The following is a 13,283-nucleotide window of genomic DNA, read 5'->3' as shown; positions in this document are numbered from 1 at the left end:
GCCATGAGCCTCCCCTTCACCCACCCCTGGCTTCTGGCGCCATTCGGCGCGGCGGCAGTCGTGGCGCTGGTCCTCGCCCTGCGCGCCCACCTGCGGCCGGGCCTGGGCGTGCAGGTGGTGGGCCAGCGCCCGCTCTGGCAGGGGCTGGGCATGGCGCTGATGCTGGCGGGCCTGGGGCTCGGCCTGGCAGAGCCCCGCTGGGGTTTGCCGGAGTTCCCGAGGCTGACTGTGCATGTGGTGCTGGACGCCAGCCGATCCATGACCGTGACTGATGCGGGGGGCCGCTCGCGCTGGGACGCCGCCGTGGCCGCCCTCGACCGCATCTGGTCCCAGCCCCAGGCCGGCCTGCGCTGGAGCCTGGACCTGCTCACCGGCGACGACATCCCTCTCCAGCCCCCCGGCGAAGACCGCACCCTGCTCCGTGAGGCGCTGCGCGCCGTGGTGCCCGGCGAGGTGGGCTCCCCCGGCACGAGCCTGGGCCGCGGCCTGCCCCAGGTGGCTGCCCAGGCGGACCGCGATGCGCCCGCCGTCATCCTCCTGCTCAGCGACGGCGAAGAGACCTGGGAGGTTCCCGAGATCGCCCTGGCCCGTGCTGTGGAGGCCCTGAAGAAGGCGAAGCTCCCGGTCTGCGTGCTGGCCCTGGGCGACGGCCAACCCCACGCCGTGCCCGCCAGGCCCGCACGCGAAGGCCAGCCCCCCGCCCAACCCCCCACCCAACCATCAGCCCAGCCCTCTGCGGCCGAACCCGCCACGAGCACCGCCCATCCCGAGTTCCTGGCCCGCCTGGCCCAGGCCACCGGGGGCCAGGTGTTCATGAACGGCGAATCCGCCACCGGGGGCCTCCAGGCCCTGGCCGCCGGCAAATTGCCCCTGCCGGCCCGGCGTTCCCTTCAGCCGGCCCACCCCGAGGTGGGTGCCTGGCTGGCCCTGGCGGGACTGGCTCTCTGGCTGGCCTTCGCCGGCAAGCCCATGGCCCGGTGGCGGCCCGCTCTCCTCTTCCTGCTGGCCCTGGCCGCGCCCCTTCGCGCCCAGTCCGGGAAGGCCTGGGCACCCCCGAGCGTGAAGGCCTGGTTCGCCCAGCGGGCCCTGGAGAACGGGGATCTGCCCGGCGCCCGCCAGTGGCGTCCGGGGGACGCCAAGCCATCCCATGTGCTCCTGGCCGCCCAGATCGACCTGAGGACCGGCCTTCCCGAAGAGGCCCTGAAGGTCCTGTCCCCCCTGGTGGGTCAGGGGGCCCCGCGGCCCCTGCCGCCCTGGCGGACGCCCGCCCTGCTCCTGGCCGCCCGGGCACACCTCGAGGCCGGGCGCCCCGCTGAAGCCCGGGCCCTGCTGGAACGCCTGCTGCTGGAACATCCGGGCCAGCCGGACGCCATCCACGATCTGCAGACCCTGGTGAAGGACACCACGCCACCACCCCCCAATCCGAAGACGCCCCCGCCCCCTCCGCCACCCCGCCCCAGCATGGGTGCCCAGCAGGACGAGCTGGAGGGCATCAAGCAGCGCCTGCCCAAGCCCCCGAAGACCCCGGGAGGGGTGAAGGATCTGTAAGGGCTATCAGCTATCGGCTGTCAGCTGTCAGTCAAAGCAACGGCGGCCCCGAGAGGCCGCCGTCCACTGATAGCTGAGAGCTGACAGCTGACAGCTTCCCTTACTTCGCCCCCAGCCAGGCCGCAAACTCAGCGCCGGTGCGGAAGGCGCCCACCTGGCGGCGGACCTCCTTGCCGTTGGCGTCGAGGATCACCATGGTCGGGAAGGCTTCGAGGCGGAACTTGTCGGCCAGCTGCTTCCCCTCGGGCAGGGGGGTGCGGTCCCGCTTCTCCACCAGGGCGGAGAAGGGCACCACCTTGGCGAGGGCGGCCTGGCCCTCGGCGCTGGGGAAGACATTTTTCTGAAGGTACTGGCAGGGCGGGCACCACTCGGTCCAGAGGTCCATGAAGATGACCTTCTTCTCGGCCTTGGCGCGCTTGAGGGCGGTCTGGTAGTCGTGCTCCCACTTCACGGGTCCCTGGGCCACCAGGGGCGCGGCGATGAGCAGGAGGGCGGCGAGGGCTTTCATGCTGGAACTCCAGAGAGAGGGCGGATGCACCGCACAGAATGTTGGATGGAGCCAACCGGGCTTCCGTTCCATCTCCCAGGATATCCGGCTAATCCGCCCACCCGGAGCCCCGTAATCCCATGCGAACCGGCGAGTGCCGGACCCCCATTCCTTCCAAGGAGGCCGCCCATGCGTGCCGTCATGATCCCGCTGGCCCTGGCGGCCAGCCTCAGTCTTCCTCTGGCCGCGCAGACCGCGCGGTTCCTCAAGGTGGACATCATCTCCAAGTCCTTCCAGCACCATGCCAGGCACAAGGACATGGACGGCCCCACCGAGGTGCACGTGCGCATGCCCATCAGCCTGGCGAGCGGCATCCTCGACATGGCCGGACAGGGCGAGATCAAGATCAACGGTGAGACGAAGAAGGGCATGAAGCCCGAGCAGCTCCAGAAGCTGCTGTCCGACGCCAAGCCGGGCGACCTGCTCCTGGAAGTCACCACGGACAAGGGCGATCACATCCGCGTCACCATCGAGTAGCCGGGAGCCCCTCCGTGCATCTCAAGGCCCCGCCACGCGGGGCCTCTTTGTGTACGCTGGAGCCATGGAATCACTGACCGAACTTCGAGTGCGCTACGCCGAGACCGACGCCATGGGCATCGTGCATCACGCGACCTATCCGGTGTGGATGGAGCTGGGCCGCAGCGACTTCCTGCGGGAGCTGGGCCAGAGCTATGCGGACTGGGAGGCCCGGGGTGTGCGCCTGGTGGTCAACGAGATCCGCGTCCGCTTCCGTTCACCGGCCCGCTATGACGAACTGGTGCAGGTCCGGACCTTCCTCCGGGAGACCGGCCGCCGCCGCGTCGTGTTCGGCTACCGCATCGAACGCGACGGCACCTTGTTGGCCGAGGGCGAGAGCACCCACTTGGTGGCCGGCTCGGACAACCGGGCCCGCGTGCTGCCGGATGATCTCCTGGAGTTGATTCAGCGCCCCTGAAGCTCGACCTGCAGGCAGAGGCAATTGGACAGCAGGGCCGCCAGGGCATCCATGACCCCCCGCCGGCTCTCGCTGAAGGCATCGGTCTGGAAGCTCTGGAAGCTCACCAGACCCACGGGCCGCCCACCCGTTCCCAGCGGGATGCCGTACCACGAATGGGGGATGAGGCCTGTGGCCTGCTCCGCCGCGGTCAGGAGGCTTCCGGCCGCCTGTCCCTCCTCCATGGTCCGGATGTAGATGGCCCGGTTGTCGGAGAGCACGCGCTCGGACAGGCCCGCCCGATCCGAAAGCCGCCGGGACGGGTGCTGCCGGAGACGCCCGCCCTCGTGGTAGATCACGAACTGCAGCTGGTCGTTGGCCCAGTCCGCCAGGGCCACGTAGAAGCAGGCCAGGCCCAGGGGCTTGAAGGAGACCTCCATGAGGGCCTCGCCGAGTTCACAGGGGGAGAGGCCGGGGCGGAGGCGTTTCGCGGCGCCCAGAAGAAGGTCCCGGTCCTCGTCCAGGTGCCGCACCAGCTCCTGGGTCTCCGCCATGCGGTTCCGGAGCGCCCGGTTCTCCTCCTCAAGCTGACGCAGCCGCTCCTCCCGTCCCACCGACGCGAGGTCCCTGGTCTTTCCACCGAAGAAACCCATGGGGCACACGAAGCCTTCAGAAGAAGCGATAAAGATGGTTACCTAGTGCCATGAAGATGCGGCGGCCGATCTCCCTTTTCAACACCCTGACCCGAAAGATCGAACCTGTGGTGCCTGTGGTGCCCGGGTCACTCTCGTTGTACACCTGCGGTCCCACGGTCTACAACTACGCACACATTGGAAATTTGCGAACATTCCTCTTCCAGGACCTGCTCAAGCGGACCTTCCAGGCCGCTGGCCACGACGTCCGTCACTGCATGAACATCACGGATGTGGAGGACAAGATCATCCGGGATTCGCAGGGCGGCCTGCCCGCGGACGCCTCCAACGAGACCCGCCACGGGGCCATGACGGCCCTCACCGAGCGCTTCACGGCCATCTTCCTGGAAGACCTGGACACCCTCCACATCCGGAAGGCGGACTTCCTGCCCCGGGCCACGGCCTACATCCCCCAGATGATCCGACTGGTGCAGGATCTCGAAGCCAGGGGCCTGGCCTACGCCCGCGAAGGCAGCGTCTATTACCGCATTGCCGGCCTGCCCCAGTACGGCTGCCTGGCCCACCTGGACCGGGAGGGCATGCAGGCGGGCGCCTCCGTGGACGCCGACGAATACGAACGAGACTCTGTCACCGATTTCGTCCTGTGGAAGGCCGCCAAGCCCGGCGAGCCCTGGTGGGACAGCCCCTGGGGCCATGGCCGTCCCGGCTGGCACATCGAGTGCTCGGCCATGGGCATGGAGCTGCTGGGCGAGCGGGTGGACATCCACAGCGGCGGCGTGGACCTGATCTTCCCCCACCACGAGAACGAGATCGCCCAGAGCGAGGGCAAGCTCGGCCACCGCTGGGTGGAGCACTGGGTCCACGGCGAGTTCCTGCTGGTGGAAGGCCAGAAGATGTCCAAGAGCCTGGGGAACTTCTTCACCCTGCGCGACCTCATTGCGAAGGGCGTGGACCCCATCGCCCTGCGCTACGCCATCCAGAGCAACCACTATCGCAAGGTGCTGAACTTCAGCTTCGAGGGCCTGCGGGCCGCCGAGAACTCCCTCAAGCGCATCCGGGCCTTCCGCAAGCGCATGGAGGGCGAGGGTCAGGCCGGCGGCGGCCCCTGGGCGGAGGCCATCGACCCCATGACCCGCCTGGACCAGGCCCGCGAGGCCTTCTGGGCCGCCATGGCCGACGACCTGAACACACCCGAGGCCCTCGCAGCCATCTTCACCCTCATCAGCGACCTCAACGCCCAGGATGACCACGTGGCCCTCACCCGCGAGGAACGCGACGCCGTGCTGGCCTTCCTGGACGAGGCCGATGCCATCTTCGCCGCCTGGCCCCACGAAGAGGCCAGCCTGGATGCCGACGTGGAAGCTCTCATCGAAGCCCGCCGCGCCGCCAAGGCCGCGAAGAATTGGCCCGAGGCCGACCGCGTCCGCGACCAGCTCAAGGCCATGGGCATCGTCCTGGAGGACCGCAAGGACGGAACGGTCGGCTGGCGGAAGGGATAATGCTTTCCCGGGGGTCCCCCTCGCAACGCATGCGTTGCGAGGATCTAAGGTCGCGCTGCGCGCACACCCCCGGACCCCCGCGCAGAAGCCCGGCCAAGCCGGGCTTCTGCTTGCACCCCTTCACGGTGTACCACGGCCCTCATGCCCGGGCACGAGGGCCGTGGTGCGGGGCACTCTCAGCGGCTGAGTCGCTTCAACGCGATCTGGATGAACTCCGGGGGACCGGGAAGGAGGCCGGAATCAGCGACGGCGTTCTGGCCTTCCTGGGTCAGGAGGAAGTGGATGACCTCGTTCACCGGAGCCGGAAGAGGCTGGCCGGGGGTCCGGTTCAGGTAGGCGTAGAAGAGCCGGGGCATGGGGTACTTGCTGGTGGTGACTGCCTCCTGGTTCGGGAAGCGGGCGTCTTCAATGTGGTAGGGCGTCACCGGCAGCACCTTGTTGGCGAAGTACCAGGAGGACATGGTGCCGAAGGCGATGCCCGCCCGATCGGTCATGACCGCCTCAGCCAGCGCCGAGGAATCGCCGCGTTCCTGGATGCCGGGCCGGTACTCGCCCTTGAGCATGGCCTGGGCGGCGAACGAGGTGCGCGTGTTCGTTCCTTCGGCCCGCGCATAGGCCACGATGGGCATCTTGGCCAACTCGCCCTTGACGCCAAGGTCGCCCCAGGTGAGGGCCGGCGCCTTGCTGCCGCCGAGGCGGGTCTTGGAGTAGATGGCGTCCAGCTGCTCCATGGTGATGGAGGTGATCGGATTGGCCTTGTTGACGAAGACGATGTTCGCGTCCAGGCAGACGGGGATGCGCATGGGCATGTAGCCGAACTTCGTCTGGAAGGTCTTGGTTTCCTCGGGCGTGAACTCGCGGTCGGCGAGAATGAGCAGGGCGGCGCCATCCTGGAACTCCTTGACCGCCTCCTTCGTGAGCTTTGACCGGTAGATCAGGTTGGCTTCGGGATGGAACTTCCGGAAACCGGCGGACCACTCGTCGCCGAGATCCATGAGCTCGTCCGCCCCTGGCAGATCGATGGGGCCCTTCACTGCGGCCTGGGCCTGGTAGCGGGGGATCGAAGCGGGCACCTTCGCCCGGATCTGGGCTGTCTGGGCCTGGAGCCCGGTGAAACAGGACATCCCCAGTGCCATGGCCATGCCCGCGGCGAGGTAGGTGTGGTTCCCTCTCATATGAACCCCTTGTTGAATCAGGCATTCCGACCGGGATACCCCCCCGCCGGTCCCCTGAGTGTTCCCCGGTTAACTGCCAATGACCTGGAAAGATGCCGCCATAAATGCCCTTTAGGTCGCCATCGTACACCCGAACCCCAATCCCCCCGGTCCCCGCATGGAAACGTGATCCGGATCACGCCAGAGGCAAAAACGCCCTCCAGGTCTGCATCTCCAGAACTCCCCTGGATCCTGTCCCCTGGATCGGGATCCGGGCTCCGGTAGACTGCTCGTGAATCTGGCGGCCCCGCCCCGCCGGCCCGAGGGATCGCCATGGCACTTGCCCGTTGTCTAGCCAGCCTGCTCTGCGGCCTGCTCATGGCGGCGCCGATGTGGGCCCAGGATCCAGCCGCCCACAAGCTGCCGGAGCACCATGCGAAGGCCGGCGTCCACTGCTTCGACTGCCACCACGAGGAAAAGCCCACCAAGAAGGCCGTGGCTTCCGATTCCTGCATGACCTGCCACGGCGACTACCCCGCCATGAAGGCCATGACCAAGGACGTGAAGCCCAACCCCCACGATTCCCATCTGGGCGAGATCCCCTGCACCGAATGCCACCGGCAGCACCAGACCCCGAAGGTGAAGTGCCTGGAATGCCACGAGGGCAAGTTCAAATTCAATATCCGCTGAGGGTTCCCGGCGATTCCAGGAGGGCGGCGCGCACCGCCTCCGGAGCCAGCTCCTCCAGGCACTGGCGCCGCCGGCAGGCACGTTCCCGGCACGGGGAGCAGCTGATGCCCGTGCGGAGCACGCGTCCTGCCCCCACGGGCAGGCCAGCCACCACGGGGTCGCTGGAGCCGTAGAGGCCCAAGGCCGGCACGCCCAGGACGACCGCCAGATGCAGGAGGCCCGTGTCCGGCGCCACCACCCGATCCGCCTGCCGCAGGGCCGCCGCCAGCTGCCAGAACCCCAGGCGCGGCAGGGCCGGAACCCCGGTTTCGCCGGGCAGCCAGCCGCGGAGATCCTCCTCCTCGGGCCCCAGGGACCACCTCAGGTCCCACCGGTCCTTCAGCATCCCGGCGAGGGTGATCCAGTGGCGCAGGGGCCAGCGCTTGATGGCGCCGCGGCGGGAGGCGCCGGGCACCAGCACGGCGCGAGGTTTCGTCCGGACGGGCCAGACCTCGCCAGGATCCGGCAGGTTCCCGGCTTGGAGCACAGGTCTGAAGCGGCCCAGACCTGGGACGCCCCGGTCCCGCCCGAAGGCCTCGGCCAACCCCAGGGCCTGGTCGTACCGGGTCTGGCGGTGGAAGGGGACCGGATGGGTCTGGAGCGACCCCGCGAACTCCTTGGTGACGCCATCGCCCCAGCGTTCAGGGATGGCCGCCAGCTTCGGGATGAGGGCCGCCTTGAGGATGCCGTGGAAATCCAGGCTGGCCTCGGCATCCCGCACCAGGCCCGCCACGCGACGCAGTTCCGGCAGGGCCGACAGGGGATTCGAAAGGCGCTTCCGGCAGACGATCACCGGTTCCAGCCAGGGGAGCGGTTCCAGCAGGAACGCATGGCGGTCCTCCACGACGGCCCGGAAGCGCGCCTCCGGGAAAGCTTCCCGGAGGTTGGCCCAGGCCGGCATCACCCGGAGGATGTCGCCGAGGGCGGAGAGGCGGAGCAGGACCAGATCCATGCCCCCATGCTACCTGCGGCTTTCGTTACGCTGGTGGCATGAAGCCCTTCGCCATGGACCAGTCCAAGAATCCCCCGGCCTTGAACGGGTTGGATCGCCTGCTCCGCCGCTTCGGCAGGAGCGCCTACCTGGTGGCGGTCCTGCTGATGTACGCCCTCGTCTCCACGGCGCTGGGCCTCGCCCTGGCGCCGGCCCTGTGGACCTGGGCCCAGGTCCATCCGGGATTGCAGCGGCTCCCCGGCGTCCTGCCCTGGGTGACCCAGGGGATTGCCCTGGCCATCTGCTTCTTCATCTTCGGCCTGACCCTGCTGGTGGTGGTCCCCCTCTACAACTGGCTGCTGCCCACCCGGGTGAAGCCCTTCAAGGGCGGCTACTACACCCTGCACGCCGTACCCTGGTTCCTCCACAACGGGCTCTTCTACCTGGTGCGCTACACCTTCCTGCCCTTCGTGACCCTCACGCCCTTCGGGGTGTGGTTCCTCAAGGCCATGGGCATGAAGATTGGGCGCCATGCCTTCATCAACACGGAATACATCAGCGACCCCCAGCTCATCACCATTGGCGATGACGCCGCGCTGGGCGGCAGCGTGCGTCTCTGCGCCCACTACGGCGGCGCCGGGAACCTGGTCATCGCCCCCGTGACCGTCGGACACCGAGCCACCCTCGGCCTGGCCTGCTGCGTCATGGGCGACGTGGTCATCGGCGACGACGCCACCATCCTGCCCGAGAGCGTGGTGTTGCCGGGAAGTCGGGTGGGGGCGGGGGAGACCTGGGGCGGTGTCCCCGCACGGAAGATCGAGCGTGAGGATATGGCGAGGATCAAGGCCGAGATCCGGGGCCAGTCTGAAATCAGCAGGTGACACCGCCTGCGGTCTCTGATGCTCACCGCTCGCCGGGTCCCGGCTTCGCAGGCTGCCCCGCAGCCTGCTGCGCCACCCGCCGGGGTTCGCGGGGCGGTGTCCCCGCACGGAAGATCGAGCGCGAGGACATGGTGAGGATCAAGGCCGACATCCGGGGCCTGCCTGATACCAGCAGGTGACACCGCCTGCGGTCTCCGATGCTCACCGCTCGCCGGGTGGCCGAAGCCTTGGGATAAGCCGACATAAAAGGCGGACTAGTCAAAGCTGGACCATGGAACCACAATGGACGTTTTCCCCCGGGGGACGCCCCCTCAACTTTGGGTTATGACTGATGCGTACATTCGCCCTTCTTCCTGCCCTGCTCTTCCCTGCCGCCCTGATCGCCCAGGCGCCAGCCGCGTCCCTCGGGGACCGGCTGAAGGCTGAACGCCCGGTCGTGGACAAGCTGGTGGCGGATCTCCAGTACCCCGAGGCCATGAAGCGGGCCGAGAGCCTGCTTCCCGCCGCCAAGCCCGCCTTCGACAAGAAGGACAACCAGACCATGGTCCAGAGCGCCGTGACCTACATGGACCTCTGCCAGGCCTACCGGATGGCCGTGGAGACCGCGGATGCGGCCGGCCAGTGGGAGAAGGCCCTGGAATACGCGAAGACCGCCAAGACCCTAGCCACCGAGAGCTATGAGGCCATCAAGGATCCCTTCACCCAGACCGTCACCTACTACACCCAGGCCGGCGCCCGGGCCAAGCAGGTGCTCGAGGAGAACGACGCCCGCATCAAGGAGCTGAAGGGGAAGAGCGTGCTCGACCCCGGCGAGCGCCAGGAGCTGGACCTCGCCTTGGGGGTGGAGAAGGAGCAGGCGGACGACGCCAAATGGGTGAAGTTCTTCCAGACCTACCTCGACGTCACCAAGCGCGAGACCGAGGCCTATGACCCCCTGGTGAAGGTCATGGAGGACAAGCTCAAGGGCGAGGCCAACCAGGTGGAGGAGTACAAGGCCGGCAAGGGCGACAAGCTCAAGTGGGTCGAAGCCGTGGTTTCCAGCCCGGCCTACCTCGAGGCCCAGGGCGACAAGGCCGGCAAGGCGCGCTTCCTGTACCGCCTGGCCGTCTTGGATCCCGAGAGCAAGAAGGTCCAGCACCAGCTCGACGTCCTGTTCGGGAAGGCCCCGGCCACTCCCGTGAAGCCCGCCAAGCCCGCCAGGAAGGGAAAGAAGGGCTGAACCCCTCCTGGGCCTTGTACCCTGAGGACATGGCCCGCCGTTCCGCCTCCCGCATCCCCGTCCGTCCCCCGGCTCGCACACCCGATCGGCGGGAATCCCCGAAAGCCCCGCGGCCTGCCGCGGGGCTTCGTCCGTACGAAACCTTCGAGGCCACCTTCCTGGGCCATCCCGAAGGTGCCGGCGGCTTCCTGCGGCTGGCCGGGATGCCCAAGGGCCCCGGCATGGACCTCCTCGTGGACTGGCGGGATGCCCACGGCGCCATCCACGGCGACAGGGTCCTGGCCGAAGTCTGCGGCGAGGGCTGGGACGGCCGCCTCAAGGCCCGTGTGTTGGAGGTCAAGGGCCGGGGCGAGGTCCCCCTGCCGGGCACGCTCCAGAAGCAGCCCTGGGGCTGGCGGGTGGTGCCCCTGGAACCCCGCCTCTCCCAGATCATCTCCGTCCCGCCCACGGACCTGGCCGAGGATGGTGAGCTGGTGAGCGTGAAGCTGGACGCCGATCCCGAGGCCAAGCAGCTGCACGGCACCGTGGTGGCCCGGCTGGGGAAGAAGACCGATCTGAAGATCGAGAACAAGCTGACCGCTGCGCTCTTCAACCTGCGCACGGCCTTCCCTGAGGCCACGATGAAGGAGCTGGCGCCCTTCCCCACGGCCATCCCTGCGGAATGGCTCCAGGGGCGGGAGGATCTGCGGCAGATGCTCACGTGCACCGTGGACCCGCCCACCGCCAAGGACTTCGACGACGCCATCAGCCTGGAGGTGCTGCCCAAGTCCGAAGGCGGCGGCTGGCTGCTGGGTGTGCACATCGCCGACGTGAGCCACTACGTCGCCGAGAATGGCCCCCTCGATGAGGAGGCCCGCCTGCGGGGCACCTCGGTGTATTTCCCGGACGAGGCCATCCCCATGATCCCGGACCGCCTCAGTGGCGACCTGTGCAGCCTGCGAGAAGGCGTGGACCGCCTGACCATGACGGCCTGGATGACGATCTCGCCCGACCTGGAAGTGGTGGAGACGCGCCTCTCCGAAAGCGTCATCCGCAGCGCGAAGCGCCTCACCTACGACGAGGTGAAGGAGGCCTGCATCGACCTCTCGACGCGGAAACGGGCCGAGCTGGGCGAGGACCTCTGCGCCCTGCTGGACGAATCGCTGGTGTTGTCGCGGCGCCTCACCGTGGCCCGCCTGGGCCGCGGCGCCATGAACCTGGACACCGAGGAGGCCGAGTTCATTTTCGACGCCGAAGGCCGCCCCGTGGACGCGCGCCGCTATCCGCGCCACGACGCCCACCGCATGATCGAGGAGTTCATGCTGCTGGCCAACGAAGCCGTGGCCCAGTTCTTCACGCGCAGGAAGGTCCCCACCATCTACCGCATCCACGACGAGCCCGACCCGCTGAAGCTGGAGATCTTCGCGGAGGTGGCGCGCACCTTCGGGCTGCTGAAGCCCAAGGAGACCCCCACCCCGGAGCACCTCAACGCCATGCTGGACAAGATCCGGGGCGGCCCCCTGGAGGTGATGATCAACACCCTGCTGCTGCGCAGCCTCAAGCGGGCCGAGTACAGCGCCGAGAACATCGGCCACTCGGGCCTGGCCCTGCAGGACTACCTGCACTTCACCAGCCCCATCCGCCGCTACCCCGACCTCGTCGTCCACCGCCTGCTGCGCAAGGTCCTGCGCGGCGAGCGCCTCCCCGAGGCTCTCCAGAGCCACCTGGCCGTGCTGGCCAAGGGCGCCAGCGACGCCGAGCAGAAGGCCACCGAGGCCGAGCGCGAGAACGACAAGTGGAAGGCCTGCCTGCTGATGAAGTCCCGCGTGGGCCAACGTTTCCGGGGCCGCATCCAGGGCTTCTCCGCCAAGGTGGTGTTCATCACCCTCGACGCTCCCTTCGTGGAGGTGGGCGTTCCCCTGGCGGCCCTGGGCGGCGGTTTCTGGATCGACGAGCACCGCACCAAGGCCACGGGGCTCCGCGGGTCCGTCGTGCTCACCATCGGCGACGCCGTGGAGGTCGAGGTCACCGCCGTGGACGAGGACCTGCGCCGCATCAGCGCCTGGATGACCGAAGCCAAGGCCCAGGACGCCCACGGGAAGGCGTTCACGTTCGTGCCGACGCTCGCCGCGCCCGCGACGCTGCGGGAAGGGGACTTCGAGAAGCCGAGGCGGGGGGGCGGGGGCCGGACCCGGGAGCCCAAGGCGCGTCATGAGGCGCCGCCGAAGGGCCGGCCGCCGAAGAAGGCCCGAGAGGCCAAACCCAAACCGCCCAAGGGGTCGGTCCGGGGCGGCGGCAAGCGGAAGGGCCGTTGATCGTCGCGCCCTCGCCCGTGCGGTGCCTGGGCGTGGACCCGGGCTCCCTGGCCTGCGGCTGGGCGGTGGTGGAGCGCTTCGGCTCTCGCCTGACCCTGGTGGAGGCGGGTGTCATCCGCAGCCCCCGGGGCGCCGACTTCGACCAGCGGGCCCTGCGCATCCATGAGCGCCTGGCGGAGGCCATCGCGGCCCACGAGCCGGGCTTCATGGCCGTGGAGTCCCCCTTCGTGGAGAAGAACGCCGCCACGGCCCTGAAGCTGGGCCAGATCCGGGGCGGCATCCTGCTCACGGCGGCCCTCCACGGCCTGCCCGTGGGCGACTACAACCCCATGCAGGTGAAGAAGGCCGTCAGCGGCTACGGCTGGGCGGACAAGAGCCAGGTGGGGAAGATGGTCATGACCCTGCTGAACCTGAGGGAGCCCCTGGCGGCCGATGCGGCCGACGCCGCCGCCGTGGCCATCGGCCATCTGCTGGCCACCCGGCGGGTCTGATCCGCCCCGTTGACAACCTGAATGTCATGTTTTTCAAGGGCTTCCGGAATTGTCATGGCGACCATGACAAAAATGTCCGTAACTCGTGACATTTCTTGTGATGTCTATCACTAGCATTGGGAATCATCAAAGACGATGATGATGTCCAGCAAGCAGTGGAGTGGCCATGCACATGGATGCCAGCGTTCGACAGCACAACCCCGCCTTCTGGACCACCGCCGAGCGGCTGCACGAGGTCTTCAACCAGCTCGAGTCCAAGATGAGCGCCTCCCCGCGCGGCCTCGCCGTCCTTCGCCAGGTGCAGGCCCTCGAGGCCGAGCTCGAGGCCGAGGTCATGCACCGCAGCCATCGGACCTTCGCCGCCTAAAGCCCGATCCTGCGCAGAACGGCCCGGCGATGCCGGGCCGTTCTGCGTACGGGAAAG

The 13,283-nt window shown here is 68.4% G+C and carries 14 protein-coding genes; 10 read left to right on the top strand and 4 right to left on the bottom strand.

Going from position 1 to position 13,283, the window contains the following annotated elements:
- Positions 1 to 3 precede the first annotated feature (3 nt).
- Complete coding sequence (locus MLJ35_RS12885; protein ID WP_243384682.1) at positions 4 to 1,548, top strand: vWA domain-containing protein; 1,545 nt, start codon at positions 4 to 6, stop codon at positions 1,546 to 1,548.
- A gap of 100 nt (positions 1,549 to 1,648) precedes the next feature.
- Here the strand turns inward: MLJ35_RS12885 and MLJ35_RS12880 are convergent, their stop codons facing one another.
- Positions 1,649 to 2,056 (bottom strand): thioredoxin family protein, encoded by a 408-nt coding sequence (locus tag MLJ35_RS12880; RefSeq protein WP_243384681.1) that lies wholly within the window; start codon positions 2,054 to 2,056, stop codon positions 1,649 to 1,651.
- Between the two features lie 168 nt (positions 2,057 to 2,224).
- Between MLJ35_RS12880 and MLJ35_RS12875 the strand changes: the two genes are divergently transcribed.
- Positions 2,225 to 2,572, top strand: a complete 348-nt coding sequence (locus MLJ35_RS12875; protein ID WP_243384680.1) for a hypothetical protein — start codon at positions 2,225 to 2,227, stop codon at positions 2,570 to 2,572.
- Between the two features lie 64 nt (positions 2,573 to 2,636).
- Positions 2,637 to 3,029 carry an acyl-CoA thioesterase gene (locus MLJ35_RS12870; protein ID WP_243324467.1) on the top strand — a complete coding sequence of 131 codons (393 nt, stop codon included), beginning with the start codon at positions 2,637 to 2,639 and terminating at the stop codon, positions 3,027 to 3,029.
- Here the strand turns inward: MLJ35_RS12870 and MLJ35_RS12865 are convergent.
- A complete protein-coding gene (locus MLJ35_RS12865; protein ID WP_243384729.1) occupies positions 3,017 to 3,661 on the bottom strand; it encodes a GAF domain-containing protein in 645 nt (214 codons plus the stop codon). The two genes, MLJ35_RS12870 and MLJ35_RS12865, sit on opposite strands and share 13 nt — an antisense overlap.
- 50 nt (positions 3,662 to 3,711) lie before the next feature.
- On the opposite strand from MLJ35_RS12865, the gene cysS reads away from it, so the two are divergent.
- Positions 3,712 to 5,160, top strand: coding sequence for a cysteine--tRNA ligase (gene cysS / locus MLJ35_RS12860; RefSeq protein ID WP_338028459.1), 1,449 nt, complete (start codon positions 3,712 to 3,714; stop codon positions 5,158 to 5,160).
- 176 nt (positions 5,161 to 5,336) lie between these two features.
- Here the strand turns inward: cysS and MLJ35_RS12855 are convergent, their stop codons facing one another.
- A complete protein-coding gene (locus MLJ35_RS12855; RefSeq protein WP_243384678.1) occupies positions 5,337 to 6,335 on the bottom strand; it encodes a PstS family phosphate ABC transporter substrate-binding protein in 999 nt (332 codons plus the stop codon).
- Positions 6,336 to 6,647: 312 nt separating this feature from the next.
- Here MLJ35_RS12855 and MLJ35_RS12850 point away from each other — a divergent pair, with 312 nt between their 5' ends.
- Positions 6,648 to 7,004, top strand: a complete 357-nt coding sequence (locus tag MLJ35_RS12850) for a cytochrome c3 family protein (protein ID WP_243384677.1) — start codon at positions 6,648 to 6,650, stop codon at positions 7,002 to 7,004.
- On the opposite strand, the gene MLJ35_RS12845 is transcribed toward MLJ35_RS12850, so the two are convergent.
- Complete coding sequence (locus tag MLJ35_RS12845; RefSeq protein ID WP_243384676.1) at positions 6,991 to 7,995, bottom strand: glycosyltransferase family 9 protein; 1,005 nt, start codon at positions 7,993 to 7,995, stop codon at positions 6,991 to 6,993. The two genes, MLJ35_RS12850 and MLJ35_RS12845, sit on opposite strands and share 14 nt — an antisense overlap.
- Positions 7,996 to 8,033: 38 nt before the next feature.
- Between MLJ35_RS12845 and MLJ35_RS12840 the strand changes: the two genes are divergently transcribed.
- From MLJ35_RS12840 to MLJ35_RS12820, 5 genes are all read left to right on the top strand, one after another.
- The gene (locus MLJ35_RS12840; RefSeq protein ID WP_243384675.1) at positions 8,034 to 8,855 is read left to right on the top strand and encodes a hypothetical protein; all 822 of its coding nucleotides are present in this window, start codon (positions 8,034 to 8,036) and stop codon (positions 8,853 to 8,855) included.
- A gap of 331 nt (positions 8,856 to 9,186) precedes the next feature.
- The gene (locus tag MLJ35_RS12835) at positions 9,187 to 10,074 is read left to right on the top strand and encodes a hypothetical protein (protein WP_243324457.1); all 888 of its coding nucleotides are present in this window, start codon (positions 9,187 to 9,189) and stop codon (positions 10,072 to 10,074) included.
- Between the two features lie 29 nt (positions 10,075 to 10,103).
- A complete protein-coding gene (locus MLJ35_RS12830) occupies positions 10,104 to 12,368 on the top strand; it encodes a ribonuclease R family protein (protein WP_243384674.1) in 2,265 nt (754 codons plus the stop codon).
- Positions 12,365 to 12,859 (top strand): crossover junction endodeoxyribonuclease RuvC, encoded by a 495-nt coding sequence (gene ruvC / locus MLJ35_RS12825; protein ID WP_243384673.1) that lies wholly within the window; start codon positions 12,365 to 12,367, stop codon positions 12,857 to 12,859. Before MLJ35_RS12830 ends, ruvC begins: the two co-directional genes overlap by 4 nt.
- A gap of 166 nt (positions 12,860 to 13,025) precedes the next feature.
- On the top strand, positions 13,026 to 13,226 hold the full coding sequence (locus MLJ35_RS12820; protein WP_243288661.1) for a hypothetical protein: 201 nt from the start codon (positions 13,026 to 13,028) through the stop codon (positions 13,224 to 13,226).
- The last annotated feature ends 57 nt before the right edge of the window (positions 13,227 to 13,283 follow it).

This window comes from Geothrix alkalitolerans, assembly GCF_022808885.1.
GTDB lineage: Bacteria > Acidobacteriota > Holophagae > Holophagales > Holophagaceae > Geothrix > Geothrix alkalitolerans.
The sequence above is the reverse complement of the archived record's forward strand: the minus strand, read 5'-3'. Positions and strand labels throughout refer to the sequence as shown.